This window comes from Algoriphagus aquatilis (assembly GCF_042657405.1).
In the GTDB taxonomy this organism is placed as follows: domain Bacteria; phylum Bacteroidota; class Bacteroidia; order Cytophagales; family Cyclobacteriaceae; genus Algoriphagus; species Algoriphagus aquatilis.
Genome location: NZ_JBHSKS010000014.1, coordinates 46,347 through 64,954 on the forward strand (window position 1 = coordinate 46,347; position 18,608 = coordinate 64,954).

Below are 18,608 nucleotides of genomic sequence, written 5' to 3' on the forward strand. Positions count from 1 at the left end.
GGCAGCAGGACCCCTGATCCGAGGCTTCACCAGCCTGAGCTACTCAAAATGACTTACATATATATATATATGCATTTTAAATCATTTTGAAAGGGTGCTTTCGGCGAGAGGGGGATTAATAAATACCTTTGAGATGGATTCATTCAGCCCTGTGCCTACTAGGTGGTCGAGTGCTGAGTACCTTTAAGACACCCTATTCCCAAATAGAAGTATCGCCCATGTTCCGGAGCTTGCCTCGCATAGACCGTTTTCGATTGTTTACCCGTACCGCTATTGCTTTCCGCAGCGCAGTCCTGCTGCTTTTGTTCCTTACGATCGGAGTAGGGGAAGGGTGGGGGCAGAGTGCGCCGGTAATTCTTGGAGTCAGTACTACTTCTGGTACAGGTACTACGGGCACTATATCAAGAGCAACATTAAATGCACAAACTAATGATTTTTTAGTACTTACCATAGCGGGTAATGCTGCTATCCCAAATCAAACAGGATGGACTTCAATAACACCATCTCAGTCCTCTGGATCAGCAAGAATTAGGTCCTTTTATAAACTAGCAGGACAAAATGAAACAGGAACTTCAGGTACTATTTCTATAACTACAGCTAGCGGGAGTTGGGTTGCCTCAGTGATTAGAGTGGGAGGAAATAAAATAAAGGTTTTAAATCCTGCATTTTCAGCCAGTAATGTAAATACAGGTACTTCAAGTAATACTCCTACCGCTCCAACATTGACGGGACTGACTGGAACAGGAAGGTTGACTTTACGAACTTTTGGAATTACGAATCAATTTACTCTGAGTTCAATAGGTGGTACATCTACTGACACACAAAGGCAGCTTTATAATATTAGTCCAAGTAGTTTTACATCCACTCTATTAGCTTCTTACACTTCAGGTGCTTCAACTGGGACTGTAACGGCTAGTTATTCAGGAACTGCCGACTGGGCAGCATCAACTGTTGTTCTTTATTTAGCAGATGCGGAACCAATTTTTAGATCTACTGGAAATAATAATTGGAGTGGACAAAACTGGGAAAGACGGAATAGTGACTTAACATGGGAAAGTTCCACTGCCATACCTACTTCGCCTGGATCCATAACTGTTGAAGGTACAAGTTCTTACAATAATAATGCTAATGCTAGCACCCATACAGTAACCTTGCCAAGCAACATCCAGGAAGGTGATCTATTACTAATTTTTGCAAGGGCAGCTGGAACAAATACTATTACAACTCCTAGTGGCTGGTCTTTATTGTCTTCATGGGGAGCCTCAGGTACTACATATGTCTTTCAAAAAACTGCAAGTGCAAATGAAGGTGCAAATGTCAGTTTGACTTCTTCCGCTTCTACATTAGTATCTGCCGTGGTTTATCGGATAAGTAATTGGGACAATACTGTTTTGCCAAGTTTAATAACTACTAGAAATGTGAACGCCAATGACCCTCCTCCAGCTTTTGGATGGGGCACTAATCAGTCCTCTCTTTATATTGCAATCTCTTCTTCTATCAGTGCTTCTAACGCTACTGCAGCACCAACTAATTACTCAAATCTTACAAATGCCGGAACAGGTTCAACAATTACAAATCCTCGTGTAGCTACAGCAAGGAGAGTTTTAAGTGGTTTAAGTGATGATCCAGGACCATTCACTTTGGGTACAGTAACCAATGTACATTCTGCAACTTTAGCAATCAAAGCCCGTCCAGGTTCTCGTGCTTACATTAGAAATAATCACGCAGTTACTGTAAATTCTAGTCAGTCCGCAGATACAGTTACAGTAGAAAGTGGAGGTGTTTTAATGGTGAATCCAAGTACTACTTTGACCCTTGCTAATTCAAATTCAGGGATTCAAATACAAAGTGGTGGTGCCCTCAAACTCCCTGAAACAGCTACCATTGCAGGGCCGGGAAACTTTACCCTTTCCTCCGGCGCTATTCTTGAAGTAGGATCCACGGCAGGTATCACCTCCAGCGGGGCTACCGGAAATGTGCAGAATACGGGTACGCGTTCATTCAATTCTGGGGCAAATTATATCTACAACGGCACCGCCGCCCAAGTGACCGGTAACGGTTTTCCGGGTGCCAACAACCTGACTATCAATAACAGCAGCGGGGTGACGCTTTCGGGCTCTGCCACCGTTTCGGGAACCCTTTCGCTTACCACTGGTATAGTCACTACGGGTGCCAATACCCTAACCGTTGGATCATCGGGAAGTATTTCGGGTGGATCGGCCAGCAGCTACGTGAGTGGTAAACTTGCCCGGGTTGTTGCCAATACGGCGAGCACCTTTTTCCCCGTTGGCAAAGGCGGTAGTTATAAACCGCTGACCTTTACCTCAGCAGCTGCAGCATCCCGCACAGTTACGGTTGAGCATTTTGATAGCGGTACTCTATTAAGTGTAGCCAACACCAGTCGTTCCCGTTTCGGGCAAGGGTATTGGAATATCAACCAATCGGCTATCGGTACTGGCTACACCGTAGGGCTCTCCCCCGGTAGTGCATCGCCCACCGGTACGGTTGTCATGCTGCGCAGGGAAGGAACGGAATCAGCCACTTCCAATGCTACCTCTTTCAGCTCGCCTTACTATTCTAACTCCACCGTCTTCTCTACCGGAAATGCCTCGAATGATATCATGTTGGCTGAAACGTCCATACCGCTTACGGTAAGTGGAGCAACTGCAGCAAACAAAGAATACGATGGCAATATCACAGCTACCGTTAGTGGAGGAAGTCTGGTCGGTGTAGTGACCCCGGATGAAGTGACACTTACTCAGGCAGGCACCTTCAATACTAAAGATGTAGGAACGAATAAACCCATAACAGGAAACTTTAGTCTCGGCGGTGCAGATGCAGGGGCTTATACACTTACGCAGCCAACTGAATTAACTGCTAATATTACTGCCAAGTCCTTAACCATATCTGATCCTGTCATATCCCCTAAAACCTACGATAAGTCAGCTGCTACAGGGCTGATCACTCCAGGTTCATTAAGTGGGTTGGTAGGCACGGAAACGTTAAATGTTTCAGCAATTGGAACTTTTGCCAATGCAAATGTTGGAAAGGATAAACCTGCTACAGTCACTTATACGCTTTCAGACGGTAATAACGGAGGAATAGCAACCAATTATTCCTTAGCACCAGGTGGCGGGCAAGGTGAAATCACCCCTATTGCCCTGACCATCACCGGCCTCGCCGGTGTCAACAAAGTCTATGACGGTGGCACCACCGCAAGCGCAACAGGCACGCCGGCTTTGTCGGGTGTCATCAGCGAAGATGACGTAACTCTGAGCGGTACTCCCGTTTACACCTTTGCCAGTGCAGGGGTAGGTACAGGGATCAGCATCTCTACTACGGGCTTTACCCTAAGTGGCGCGGATGCTGCCAACTATACCCTGACACAGCCCACGCTGAGTGCCAATATCACGGCTAAAACCCTTACCATCAGCGGACTCACCGGAACCAGCAAGCCTTACGACGGAAATGCCTCAGCTTCGGCCAGTGGTACAGCGACCTTGTCGGGTATAGTAGGATCGGACAACGTGACCTTGAGCGGAACACCTACGTTCACTTTTGCCAGTGCGGGGGTAGCCAATGGTGTTTCTATCAGTACTACCGGTTATTCTCTGAGCGGAACCGCCGCAGACAACTACACCCTGACCCAGCCGACGCTCAGCGCCAATATTACAGCCAGGACGCTTACGATTACAGGCCTTGCAGGGATTAATAAAGTGTATGATGGCAACACTTCCGCTTCTGCTACGGGATCTCCCTCATTGGTGGGGGTGGTCAGTGGGGAAACCGTCACTTTGGGAGGTACTCCCGTCTTTACCTTTGCCTCTGCCAATGTGGGAACGGGCATTGTCATCACCACCACCGGATATACCCTTGGCGGTGCCAATGCCTCCAACTATACCCTTACCCAGCCCTCCTTGACTGGTAATATTACTCCCCTTGGGCTTACGGTTACCGGTCTCACAGGAAACGATAAGGAGTATGACGGCAATACTTTGGCTACCTCCTCGGGTTCTGCTGCGCTAAGCGGTGTGATTAGCGGAGACGCAGTCACCCTCAGCGGTACGCCCTCCTTCACCTTCGCTTCCTCCGGCGTGGACAATGATATTCCCATCAGCACTTCGGGCTATACCCTCAGTGGTGATCAGGCAGGGAATTATACCCTCACGCAGCCTACCCTCCTTGCTAATATAACCCCCAAAACGCTGACTATCACCGGTCTTACCGGTAATAACAAAATCTATAACGGCAATAGGACAGCTACCGTAACCGGGACTGCTGCCCTCAGTGGAGTGGTGGGCTCGGATGATGTAAGTCTTACCGGAACACCCACCTTTACCTTTGCATCCCCCAATGTGGGTACCGGCATTGGCATCACCACCACAGGCTATGCACTTTCCGGCACAGCCGCAGGCAACTATACCCTCACGCAGCCAAGTCTGAGTGCCAATATCACAGAAAGAGAACTGACTATTTCCGGACTTAGCGGCAACACTAAAGTGTATGACCGAACCACCACTGCTTCCGCAACCGGTACGGCAACCTTGCTGGGCGTACTTGGTGGAGATATCGTCACCCTGAGCGGCTCGCCGGAATTTACCTTTGCCAGTGCGGATGTAGCCAATGGAATCAGCATCACCACCTCCGGCTATACCCTCAGCGGAGCCCAAGCCGGCAACTACTCGCTTACGCAGCCAACCCTGTCGGGAAATATTACCCCGCTTGGGCTTACGGTTACCGGACTTACGGGAGACCATAAGGTCTATGACGGCACAACTGCAGCGACTGCCTCGGGTACTGCTGCGCTAAGTGGGGTGATTTCCCCGGACGAGGTTATCCTTAGCGGTACACCTACTTTCACCTTCGCTACCCCCGATGTGGCCAATGGCATCTCCATCAGCACCTCGGGCTACACCCTCACTGGGGCTCAGGCAGGAAATTACAGCCTGACGCAGCCTACCCTCAGTGCCAACATCATCCGCAAAACACTGACCGTCACAGGAATCACAGGCCAAAATAAGCCCTTTGACGGAAACACTACGGCTACAGTAAGCGGAACACCTGCCCTCAGCGGGGTGGTAAGTCCCGACGTGGTCAGCCTTGGTGGCACACCGGTCTATACCTTTGCCCAAGACAGTCCGGGAACCGGCATCGCCATCACTGCATCCGGCTTTAGCATCTCCGGCGCCGATGCAGGCAATTACACCCTCAGCCAACCTTCGGGACTGAGTGCCGACATTCTAAAGGCAGCTTCTTCCGTTACGGTCAAGCCGGGGACTATCTCTTCCTTTACATTTATCACCGATACACCCCAAGGCCCCGGGTTGAGTGATTTTACCTTCACGGGTTCAACAGGAACAAAAAGCATCTTATACTCCGGCACGGACGGCACCAGCTATTCCGGAACTTCTCCACCCACTGCGATTGGAAACTACACCGTAACCGCCTCGGTGGCTGCCGATGCCAATTACGAGGCGGCGAGTTCCGCACCCTTTGCCTTTGTGATTGTATCCCAGGCCGTCACGACCATCAATCCTAAGCCAGGGACTACAGGCAACTTTACTTACAATGGCAATGCGCAGGGGCCTACGGTTGCTGATTTTGATGTCTCCGGCTCCACAGCCACCCCGACCCTGAGCTATACCGGTACGGGTGCCACCACCTATGGGCCAAGCGCTACTCCACCTACCGATGCAGGCACGTATGAATTGATCATTGAGGTGGCGGCGGATGATGACTTCGAAGCGGGCAGCTCCCAACCTTTTGCCTTTACGATTGGAAGAGCTCCTACGGTGACGGCCATTACGATTTCAGGAGCTCCGTTTACCTACACCGGTGCAGCCCTTACCCCTGCCTCTGTTACGGTGACAGGTCCTGCCGGACTAAGTTTTACTCCTGAACCGGTGTATGAAAACAATATTGAGGCCGGTACCGCCACGGTCAGCTTCAGCTATGCCGGCGATGCCAACTACCTGCCGAGCAGCGATACGGAAACTTTTGAAATCGGCAAGGTTTCTCTCACAGTAACCGCCGATGCCAAGAGCAAGGAATACGGTGCGTCGGATCCCGCCTTGACCTATGAGATTACCTCAGGCAGCTTGATCGGTTCGGATGTCCTGACAGGTACCCTCTCCAGAGAGTCCGGGGAAGATGTGGGAACCTATGCTATCACCTTGGGCAGCCTGGGTAATCCCAACTATGCGATCAGCCTGGTTTCGGCCAATCTTACCATTACCCCAAGAGCCATCAGCGTGGCGGCGACCGCCCAAACCAAGGTATATGGCGCCCTTGATCCTGCGCTCACCTATTCCATCACTTCCGGAAGCCTGGTGTCCCCGGATGCATTCAGTGGCAGCCTTACCCGAGTAGCAGGGGAAAATGTGGGCACCTATGCGATTTCTCAGGGTTCTCTATCGCTCAGCAGTAATTACTCCCTGAGCTTCACGGGTGCAGCACTGAGCATTACTCCGAGACCCATCACCCTGACGGCTGCTGCCAAGGGGAAAACCTATGGCAATACCGACCCTGCACTCACCTACGACATCACTACCGGTGCCCTGATTGCGGGGGACATGCTGATGGGAACCATAGCTCGAAAGGAAGGAGAAGATGTGGGTGTGTATTCCATCACCCAGGGCACTCTTGACAACAGCAATTATGCCATTACCTTTGAAGGGGCAGATTTTACCATTTCCAGCCGTGCGGTGACCGTTCGGGCCGATGACCTCAGTAAAACCTACGGTAATCCCGATCCGACATTGACCTACACCCTTACCTCAGGAAGCTTGGCCGAGTCCGAATCCTTTTCCGGAGCACTTACCCGGGCGACAGGGGAAAACGTAGGGGACTACGAGATTTCCCAGGGAACCCTGGCCTTGTCTTCCAATTATACGCTTTCTTTTGTGCCTGGGGAATTTACCATCACGCCGCGGGCCCTGAGTGTCAGCGCTGATGCCCAAACCAAAATCTATGGGGAAGCTGATCCGGCACTGACCTATCAAATCTCAGGGACCCTCGTTCCGGGAGACTCATTCAGCGGTAGTTTGTCCAGAGCTGCCGGGGAGACCATCGGAGTTTATGCCATTACCCAGGGAACCCTGACCCTTGGCGGCAATTATGCCCTGAGTTACTCTGGAGCTAATCTGACCATTTCCAAGCGTGCAATCACCCTGACGGCTGAGGCGAAAAGTAAAGTCTTTGGAGAATCGGATCCAGCTTTGACCTATCAGATTTCCTCAGGAAGTCTGGCTTCGGGTGATCAGATCACCGGATCTCTTGCCCGAGCAATGGGTGAAAACGTGGGAGATTACCAGATCACTCAGGGTACACTCAGCCTTCCGGTGGATTATCAGATTACGTATGTGTCAGCCAACCTGAGCATTACCCCAGCCAGTCTGACCGTTACCGCCCTCCCACAAAGCAAGACCTATGGGCAAACTGCTCCCACAAGTGGCACGCTAGGGACAAACTTTACCGTAATCGGTCTGCAAGGAAGCGATGCGGTAAGCGGGGTGACTTTGGACTACAGTGGCGATCCTGCAGGCAATCTGGCAACGGCGAATGTAGGCAGCTATACGATCACACCATCTGCGCTGACACTTTCCACCGGTTCCACCTCCAATTATACGATCACTTACACTACCTCCACGCTTACGGTATCCCCCGCTGTATTGACCGTGACGGCAGAGGACAAAAACAAAACCTACGATGGTTCCGGGTTTACAGCCTTTACAGCTACCCTTACCGGTTTCCAAAACGGGGAAACCTCCTCGATCCTCAGCGGTACCCTCAGCTACGAAGGTACAGCCACTACCGCGGTCAATGCGGGAACCTACACCATCATTCCGGTGATTGCGGGGCTCTCTGCACCCAATTACACCCTCAGCAAAGTGGACGGGGTATTGACGATTGATCGGGCGGTATTGACGATTACCGCAAGAAACCAAAGCAAAACCTATGGACAGACTGCACCGACTTCAGGAACTTTAACTACCAATTTTACCGTAACTGGTCTTCTGGGCTCTGACGCTGTAACGGGAGTTACCTTATCCTATGAAGGAAGCCCTGCCGGGAATCTAGCCACGGCCTCGGTGGGTACTTATGCCATTTCACCCTCCTCTGCGGTATTCAGTAGCGGTTCGGCCGATAATTACACCATCAGCTACGTGTCCGGCACCCTGGCCGTGAATCCTGCTTCCCTTACGGTAGCCGCTGTGGCCAAGACCAAAGCCTTTGGTAGCACGCTGAGTACGGCCGGCGTATTAGGTACAGACTTTACCGTTATTGGTCTTCAAAACAGTGATGCAGTCAGTGGGGCTACCTTGTCTTTCAGTGGCAGTCCTGCCGGCAACCTTTCCAATGCAGCCTTGGGAACGTACACCATCACCCCTTCGGCTCTTGTGCTTTCATCGGGTTCAAGTTCCAACTATACCATCAACTATACCACAGCGGTACTTACCGTGGTAGCAGGTGCACCGGTGAAGCTGGTGGTATCCACTATTGCCAATCAGACAGCAGGTGCAGCTTTCAGTGTGACCGTTCAGGCCCAGGATGCCGGCGATAATCCTTCGGCCGTGTCCGAAGATATTGGGGTCAGCCTGACTTTGGCTACCGGTACTGCTAGCTTGGGCGGCACGGTAAGTGGTACGATTTTGTCGAGGACTTCTTCCGTCACCATTACAGGAGTAAGTTATACTAAAGCAGAAACCATCAATATCCAGGCTGATCAGACTTCCGGCAGCCCTTCCCTGACATCTGCAGCGAGCAATACCTTTACGGTTAGTCCGGCGGGACTCTCTTCATTTAGAATAGAATCATTTTCAGGAGGAAATATTCCAAATCAAAGTCTCAATCAGGTATTTAATATTAAAATCACAGCGATTGATCAATATGGGAACACGGTGCCTTCATTTAGTGGTACTGGCAATACTGTAACTATAGCCTCTTCTCCGAGTAATGGATTTACAAGTTTTACATCTCAACCATTTATCGATGGGGTATTAAGTTCTAGTTCTGTCACCTTCTCAAATACGGGGACCTTCACAATCACTGCGACTCGGCCTTCCGGGGGTGCGCAAGCAGGAACGAGTAATTCGTTTGGAGTAGGGAGGAATTTGTATGCTAGAGTTACAAGTGGAAATTGGAATAACACTAGTTCTTGGTCTGCAGCTAGTGAGGGAGGTACTAGTTGCACTTGTGTTCCTACATCAGCAGATAATGTCTATATTCTTACTTTTAACGGACGGCGTACAATTACAATTCCTTCTGATTATGCAGCAGTAGCTAAAAATCTTTACTTAGGATTCGATAGTTCAACAGGACTTAAGGAACAATCACTTCTTCAGTTCTCAGGATCTAGTAGTCTTACAGTTGAAGAAGATTTGGAAGTTTATACAAGTAATGACGGGGGGAAACCACGTGAAATTTATCTTGATGCAGGTACTCTTACAGTGGGAAGGGATTTTAAACTCACAAAAGCATCTGGTAGTACCTTGGAAAATACACTGTTAAGGATTTCAACCGGTACAGCCAACCTAAATAATGTTGAGTTAAATGGTTCTGAAGCTAATCGGGCAAATATTACGTTTACAGGTGCAGGCACATTGAATATAAGTGGGAATTTCTCTGTTATCCTCGGCACCCTTACTCCGAGCACAGGAACGGTTAACTTCCGTGGTACCGCTGCACAGACCATTCCGATCGGGGTGAGCAGTGTAATTTATGGTAACCTGGACATCAACAACACTTCAAGCTCAGGTGCTACGCTCAGTGCTGCCGTGACTGCTGCTAACGTTACCGGGAATATCCGGGTCGGCAATGTGACCACGGGTAGCCGATTGAATACCAATGACCGTGCAGTTACCCTCGCAGCATCACGAACTCTGACTGTGGCGGCAGGTTCAATCCTGAACGCAGGCAGCAGCACCATCACATTTGGTGCCTCGGGCACAGCCACGATCAACGGAACCTTCATCACTGCCGACACCGAAGGGTTCAGTGGTACAGCGGGTTCAGCCATCAGCTCCACTAATACTCCAACCATCAATTTGGGATCCAATTCCACAGTTGAATTCTCAGCCGCCTCCACACAGACCCTCACGGTGCGCAGCGACTATGCCAACTTAACTCTTAGCGGAGGATCCAAGACTGTCGGTTCGGGCACCCTCGGCGTATCCGGGAACCTGAGCATCGGCAGCGGTGCGACTTATAACGGTTCCGGTAATCCTACCCTGAATGTAGGTGGCAATTTCACCAATAACGGCAATTTTACGCAGGGTACGGAGCTTGTTACGTTAAATGGTACCTCCGCACAAACCATTGGAGGTAGTTCGTCGACAGCTTTTGGTTCCCTTACCCTATCCAACAACTCAGCTCCTGTAAGTACCTCTGCCAATATCACGGCATCGGGTACCCTGACCGTTAATTCAGGTGCTATCCTGGTTCCCGGTCCATTGAATACGGTAGGAGGGATCGGTTCGCTTACCGGCAGTGGTACGGTGCGGGTGACCCGTTTGGCCGACAGTCCTGACTTTGTCTCACAGTATCCCATTTCCACCAGGAATCTCTCGTCTCTTACCGTGGATTACATAGGAGCAGGAAACCAGTTCATCAATCCGCTGAACTACCATAACCTCCTAATTACCGCCAATGGCGCACGAACAGTGACCCTTTCCGGCTCGGGAAGCATCGGGGTTTCCGGCAACTTTTCCCCGGCTTCGTTGTCCACATCCTATGTGAGTACAGGCAGCACGGTAGAATTTAACGGTACAGGTGCTCAGACGATTCCTGCTTTTAATTATCATCATTTGATCAGCAGCTCAACCGGTGCACGTACCCTTGCTTCCACGGGCACCATCGGAGTGAGTGGAAGCTTCACACCAGGCAGTAATGCATACACGGTCACCAACAGTACGGTGGACTTTAACGGTTCAAGTGCCCAGACCATTCCTGCCTTTACGTACCACAACCTAACGAGCAGCTCCACAGGTACCCGAACCTTGGCCTCCAGCGGTACGGTGTGGATTGCTGGTACCTTTACCACGGGCAATAACTCGTATTCTACCTCGGGAAGTACGGTCAATTTTAATGGAAGTGTAGCTCAGACGATTCCTGCATTGAATTACCACCATTTAACCAGCAGCTCGACCGGAGCACGAACCCTAGCGTCTACTGGCATCATTGGTGTAAGTGGAAGCTTCACCCCGGGTAGCAATGCTTACACGGTCACCAACAGTACAGTGGACTTTAACGGGTTAGAGAATCAGACTATTCCTGCATTCAATTACTTCAACCTGGGTAGCAGCTCTTCTGGTGCACGTACCCTTGCATCTACCGGGATCATTGGCATTGCAGGTGAGTTTACCCCTGGAACCAATCTTTACACGGTCACAGGAAGTACTGTCAATTTCAATGGAACATCTCCCCAAATCCTTCCTTCCTTCACCTTTACTCACCTCAGTTTTAACGGGGCAGGAGCTAAGACCTTGCCTGAATCACTGACCGTCAATGGAGACTGGACAGCCCATGCTACCTTAATTCCGGGTACAGGGCGGGTGACTTTTTCGGGTTCGGCTCAGACTTTGTCAGGAACTGCTACCTCTTCTTTTTACGACTTGGTTTGGAACGGTAGCAGTTCACTTGCACTTGCCGGAAATGCCAGTGTTTCCAATTCTCTTACCGTCACTACCCCGAGTGTTACAGGTTCGGGTACCTTGGACTTGAATACCAATGCCGTCTTTAATCCTGGAGCTTCCGGAATCTCCTTTGCCGCACCGATCAATCTGGGCAATGCGGTACGCACCTTTACCGTTTCCGATAACGCTTCGACTACCCAGGATTTGGCAATCAGCGGTGTAATCTCGGGTTCGGGCGGTGGAATCACCAAAGAGGGTGCAGGCTCCCTCACCCTTTCCGGTACCAATACCTTCACTGGTGGACTTACCCTCAATGCCGGCGCGCTAAACGTCAATAGCAACACTGCCTTGGGAACAGGGACGCTCACCCTAAATACCGGTACCATCGACAATACCTCAGCAGGGGCAGTTACTCTTTCTGCCACTAATCCGATTGTGCTCAACAGTGATCTGACCTTTTTCGGAACGCGAGATCTTAACCTTGGCGCTGGTGCCATCACGATGGCTGCGGATCGAAGCATTACCGCTACAGCCAATACGTTGACTTTAGGAGGTACGCTTTCGGCTCCCACCCGTTCCTTGACCAAACTGGGTGCAGGTACCTTGGCTTTGGGCAGTAATGCGGTCGATCTCACTAACCTGACGATCAGTGCAGGAACCATCAATGGCGCCTCCAGTACGCTCTCCCTGTCAGGGAACTTTGTGAACAACGGAACCTTCACGGCGGGTTCGGGTACTTTGAATATTTCGGGTAATTACGAAAATAATGGAACCTTCACCCCGGCAACAGGTACTGTGATCTTAACAGGTGCTTCGCCTCAGGCTATTGGGGGCTCGGTCGCTTCTCATTCCTTCACCAACCTCACCCTGAACGGTGCAGGGTTGAAAACACTGGGCAATCCTGCTCAGGTGAGTGGCACGCTCACGCTTAGTTCGGGGATTTTGGCCATCGGGAACCATCAGTTGAATACCGGAACGATTACGGGAGGAACGAGCAGCAGTTACGTCCGAACAAACGGTACCGGAAGAGTGGTCATGACCATTCCTGAGAATGCCAGCAGAAGCTTCCTGGTTGGAAATTCGGCTTACAATCCGGCTACCATCCGAAATAATTCCTCTCTTCCCAAACAACTTTTCCTCAGAGTTGCCGACGAGTCTGTCGATAATTCCAATAATGACAGCAAGACGGTGGGTAGAAAGTGGTATGTCTATCAGTCCAATGTCGGCTCGGCAGACTTGACTTTTGACATTGGGTTCAATGCAGGGGAAGGAAACGCTTCGTTCAATGCGGGCTCAGCGCCAAAATTGGGTTTATTTTCTACTTTTTGGACACGTTATCCGGCTACGGCTTCCGCTCAGGGGGTGACGGCCACGGTAACCGCTTCGGAATTTGGCTCCACGGATCAATACCTTGCCCTGGGTAGTGAAGATGCTTTCGATGCCACCCAGCTGGAGGTAAGGATGAATCCGGTCAACCAGTTTTTGGGCGTGAACAACACCATCGTTACGGTGAGGTCCCTGAATAGCCAAGGGGTACCTACCACAGTTTCTACAGCGACACCCTTTAGCTTGAGTGCAGCCAATACGAAGATTCATCCTAGTTTGCCGACCGGTACAATTGCAGCAGGTGCGTACCAAGCCTTTGTGAATAACATTGGGTTTACCCAAAAGACCGAATCCGTCAATGCCACCGTCACGGCGACCGTGACGGATGGGGAAGTGTTGGCTCCCGGAGTATCTCCGGTATTCTCTGTACTTGCCGAAACTATCTACGAACCTACCGAGAGCGGCCTGTGGTCTTCCCTCCTCTGGAGAAAGTCCACTGATGGCGGTGTTACTTGGACTACGGGAGGCTATGCTACCCTGTTCCCTGGAGGCAATATATTTTCTGCTGTTGAATTGATTCGTATTCCGGCAGCCTATAACACCGTCTTGGATTTCCCGATTTCTACCTTCAGTATGATTGTGTTTGGAACCTTGGAGGTGAAGGATACAGGTGCCATTACCTTGAATCATACTGCCGGTGACCTGGAAGATTTCAATATCCACGTGCATGGGGTACTGAAAAATTCCGGAGGAACGATTACAAATACGAACACAGCCTTCCCGATCGAAATCCACGGAGGAACCTACATTCATGCCATGGATGGGGGAGTAATTCCGGTGACAAGGTTTTATTCCCTTGACGAGCATCTTTCCACCTGTGAGGTGACTGGGGTAGCTACTACGGCTATTTCTACCGGACTTAATCAGACTTTCCAGAATTTCACTTGGAATAATGCCGGTCAGGCTGTCGTACAAAATTTGAATGGCAACCTGCTGGTGCAAAATTCCCTGCACTTACTCAACGGGGTCATCACGACCACAGATGCCTACTATGTGCAGTTGGGACTGGGCGGTACGGTTACTTCTTCCAATGGATCCCGAATCAACGGAAAACTGAGGAGATTTATCCCGAATAATGCCACTACGGTTAATTTCCCAATAGGGGATGCATCGGTATATAGTCCGGTTACGCTGAATTTCTCCGGTAACGTCACAGGTTCCGGTTATGTGGAAGCCAACTCCAAGGCTATTCCTCCTACGCAAACCGAAGTATTTACAGGTTTGAACATTAGCAGGCAGAAGTACCTCAACAGGAGATGGAGTCTGAGTGCAGCGGATGTTGAAGGATTTACAGGATATGCGGCGAGCTTCCAATTTGTTGAAGAGGATATCATTGGAGAAGAATCCGTTCCTGCATCCTTTATCGTGCAGCAACTTGCACCTTCGGCTACGTCCTGGACTACACCGACAGTCGAAAGCCCAACTAGCACAGGCATCCAAGCCACCGGACTGACTGCCTTTGGTGAGTTTGCTGTAGGCGAAACCTGTATCAATGGAGTTTGGCTGGGCAATAAGAGTTCGGACTGGTTTGATGCGGACAACTGGTGTGGGGGAATTCCTACTGCTACCACGGATGTGCTGATTGTTTCCACTGCGCCTTATTTCCCTGTAATCGATCAAAGCGGAGCAGTTGCCAAAAACGTGACTATTCAGACCGGAGCCACTTTGACCATTGAAGACACCAATACCTTCACGGTGTATGGAAATTGGAGCAATTTGGGAACTTTCATAGAAAATAACAGTACCGTTGAGTTTGCAGGGGAAAGTACTGCAAGTATCGGAGTGGAAACTTTTGCTAATGTGCTGATTTCGGGTACAGGAGTGAAATCTATAGCCGGAAATGTTACCGTGAGTGAGGTGCTGACCATTAATGCATCCGCGACCTTGAATGCGGGTTCCTATACCTTGAATCTTACCGGTAGCGGTACGCCATTTGTAAGAAACGGAACCTTTGCGGCGGCCACTTCTACAGTGAATTACAGCAATGCTTTAGCAACGACGGTAGCAGCTGCTAATTATTATAACCTTGAACTGAGCGGTGGAAACCGAACCCTTCCGAGTTCAGGCACCGTAGGCATTGCCAATGTCTTTACCCCGGGTGCCGGCACCTTCATTGTCGATGGCAGCACCGTGGACTTCAATGGTGCTGAGCAGTCGGTGCCGGCGTTTACTTATCATAACCTAAGCTTGAGTGGCAGCGGAGCGAAATCTCTACCTAATTCAGCATTTGCCGTCGGAGGGGATTTTGCCACTTTAGGTTCGGCTTCAGCGACTGCCGGAGCAGGAATGAGTATTTCTGGGAATGTATCGATTGGAAGTGGAACTACTTTTAACGCCGGATCCTACACGCATACCGTCGGAGGCAACTGGTCGAATAGCGGCACGTTCAATGCCACGGGTAGCACGATTGAATTCAACGGTACTGAAGCGGGTAGCATCGGAGCAAGCAATTTCAATAACATTACTTTCAGCGGAAGCGGTGCTAAAACAGCCACTGGAACATTGACCATCGCTGGAAATTTAAGTATTACCGACAATTTCACCGCCGGATCCTTCCCCCATACCGTGAGCGGAAACTGGACCAATAGCGGATCCTTCACCTCCGATGAAGGAACGATCACCTTTGATGGAACTGTCGCTCAAGAAATCGGAGGATCTGCTACCTCTGCCTTCCATAACCTGACCCTCGCTAATACGGTGGCAGCGGTCACCACTTCCGCAGATATCACTGCATCCGGGAACCTGACCGTGAATTCCGATGCGGCAATTATACCTGGAGCTTCGAACACTGTTGGAGGATCCGGTACCTTAACAGGTAGCGGAAGGGTAGGAGTGTCCCGGGTGGCTTCAACTCCTGATTTTATCAGTCAATACCCCATTTCCAATAAAACCCTGGCCGATCTTACCGTAGACTACACCGGCGCAGGAGCTCAGACGGTGAATGCGCTGGATTACAGTAATCTGAGCATCAGCGAAAACGGTACCCGTACAGTGACCCTTGCCAACACAGGAACGATTGGCATCTCCGGGGTATTCAATCCTAGTACAACCAATACGACCTATACCACCACCGGTTCCACCGTCAATTTCAACGGTGCCAATCAAAATGTACCTGTCTTGGTGAATTACCATAACCTCACCCTTTCCGGTTCGGGTACCAAAACGATCACTGGTACGCTCAATGTGGTGGAAAAATGGACGATGGAGGGAACTGCAGTAGCTTCTTTGGGTACGAATGACCATACGTCCAAACTGCTTTATTTCGGCACTGCACCACAGCCTTCGGGATCTTATGGAAGTACCGCATCTGTGGCAACCAATAAAAATTTAACCTATTTCGGCAATTCTGGTGCCGGAATCCTCACCATTTCCTGTACTCAGGGCATCTGGACAGGTGCAGTCAGCAGTGACTGGTTTGATCCTGCCAACTGGTGCGGAGGGGTGCCAACTGCCACTACTGATGTGTTGATTGTATCTACTGCACTGTATCAGCCAAGTATCGGAGCAAACGGTGCCGTGGCTAGAAATGTCACCATTCAGTCAACTGCTACACTCAGTATAATAGGAGCTTATACCTTTACGGTGTATGGAAACTGGGATAATTCAGGCATTCTTATTCCTCATCCGGAAAGCTTGATCCATTTTGCAGGACTTGGTAATACGACCATCAGCGCGGATAATTTTGCCAAGGTGTCCTTCACCGGAGCGGGGACGACAACCTTGACTGGTGCCATTACCGCTACAGGAGACATTACTCCTGTATCCACCGCCCTAGTTATCTCAGGCAACAATACCCTGACCCTCAATGCAGGCAAGACCATGGTGATCACAGGTTCTTTGACCACACCGGGTACAGGTAAATTAATCCTCAAGCCCGGTGCCAAGTACCTGAATCAAAGCAGCAGCACCCCTAGACTGGAAGTGCAGCAGCTGATTGATGGCTTTAGAGGCTGGAGAATGTTGGGTTCACCGGTGGAGGGAGCAACGTACAGTACATTCTTAAGTAGCTTGGAAACGCAGGGTTATACAGGTTCCAATTACCCGCTTCTGCAACCCAATGTGCTCTGGTGGGATGAGACCGATCCGGGTAGAACGACCCAGGGATGGAGAAAACCAGTAGGAGGTGGTCAAACGGTAGCTTCTGGCAGGGGGCACTATGTCTTCGTTTTCAATGGAGCTCCTAAAATTGGAAGTACAGGCTCAGATAATTACACGGACGCCCTGCCAAAAACTCTTGCAACCCTTGGAACGGAACTCGACCTCAGTACTCCATTCAATTTTGGAGTAACATTTACTTCACGGTCAGGGGGCTTGACGTCTGAGACAATTACCATTGGATCGGGTGAAACCCAAACGACTAAAACCAATTTTACAGAAGGAACGGAATACAATCAAGGCTTCAACATGATTGCCAATCCGACGCCGAGCTACATTGATTTCTTTAATGGTGGCTGGAGCAAATCCAAAATTTCGGAAACCATCTATATCTGGAATCCAAATTTCAATGTGACGGTGGATGGGGTAACTACTCAGGGTCGATTTGAACTTATTACTGAAGATACTCCGGCTTCATCACGAGCCATTGCCCCTTATCAAGGATTCTGGGTGAAAGCGACCGGTACCGGGCCTTCTCTGACCATGAATGCAGCTGCCAAAATCGGAGCCCCTGAACTTTCTGCTTCCTCGGCGCTATTCTATGGCAGAATGCAGGCTCAAGTAGCCTCTTCTACCGCTCCAATGCTGATCAATCTGAGTGTGTCCGGAGAAGGTCTGAAAGCCAACTCTACCATCCGAATCTCCGATGAGGGCGAAGACGGTATTGACCCTTGGGATGGATTCCAACTCGAATCACTCAACAATACCTGGCTGAATTTGTACAGCTTTGGTTCATTGAAGGAAACCAGTCCTTTGGCCATCAACCATATCTCGATGCCTCAAGAGGGGGAGAAGTCTATTCCTCTCTACCTGGCTGCAGCGAAAGAAGGCAAACCATTCTCCGGAAATTATACCTTGGAATGGAATCTCCCGACTAACCTGCCGGCAGGTGCGAGCCTAATCCTAATGGATCATATCAACAAGCAGGCCATCGACATGAGTCAAACCACTTCCTACGCGTTCAGCTTTGATGCTCCGGCAGCGACCAATGCTCGATTGCGCACTGCAGACGGGTACATGAAAGCCCCTGAGGCGGTTGTCTTTGCCCATGAAGTGAAAGAGGGTGCCGGAGAACACTTCCGTACCTCCTCAGGGAAGGTGACTAGGCCATTTACTATAGTGATCAGTTATACCCAGGATCGTCTGAATCCGGAGTACGCTCCAGATCAGCCTAAGCTGTTTCCACCGACACCGAATCCGTTTGGAGACAGGACTCAGATCAAGTTCTACCTTCCTATTGAGGAAGAAGTGGAAGTAAAAATCCAAGATCTGCATGGCCGTGAGGTAGGAAGATTTCCGAAGGCAAGCTACAAGGCTGGTACCCATAGCCTGGATTGGAGTCCGGGAGCCATAGACCTAGCTCCTGGAGTCTATCTGATCTATGCCCAGATCGGAGACCTGATTTTAACCCAACGTGCAATCAAGCAATAGTCC

The 18,608-nt window shown here is 50.2% G+C and carries 1 protein-coding gene; it reads left to right on the forward strand.

Going from position 1 to position 18,608, the window contains the following annotated elements:
• Positions 1–254 precede the first annotated feature (254 nt).
• On the forward strand, positions 255–18,605 hold the full coding sequence (locus ACFPIK_RS15410; RefSeq protein WP_377916844.1) for a YDG domain-containing protein: 18,351 nt from the start codon (positions 255–257) through the stop codon (positions 18,603–18,605).
• The last annotated feature ends 3 nt before the right edge of the window (positions 18,606–18,608 follow it).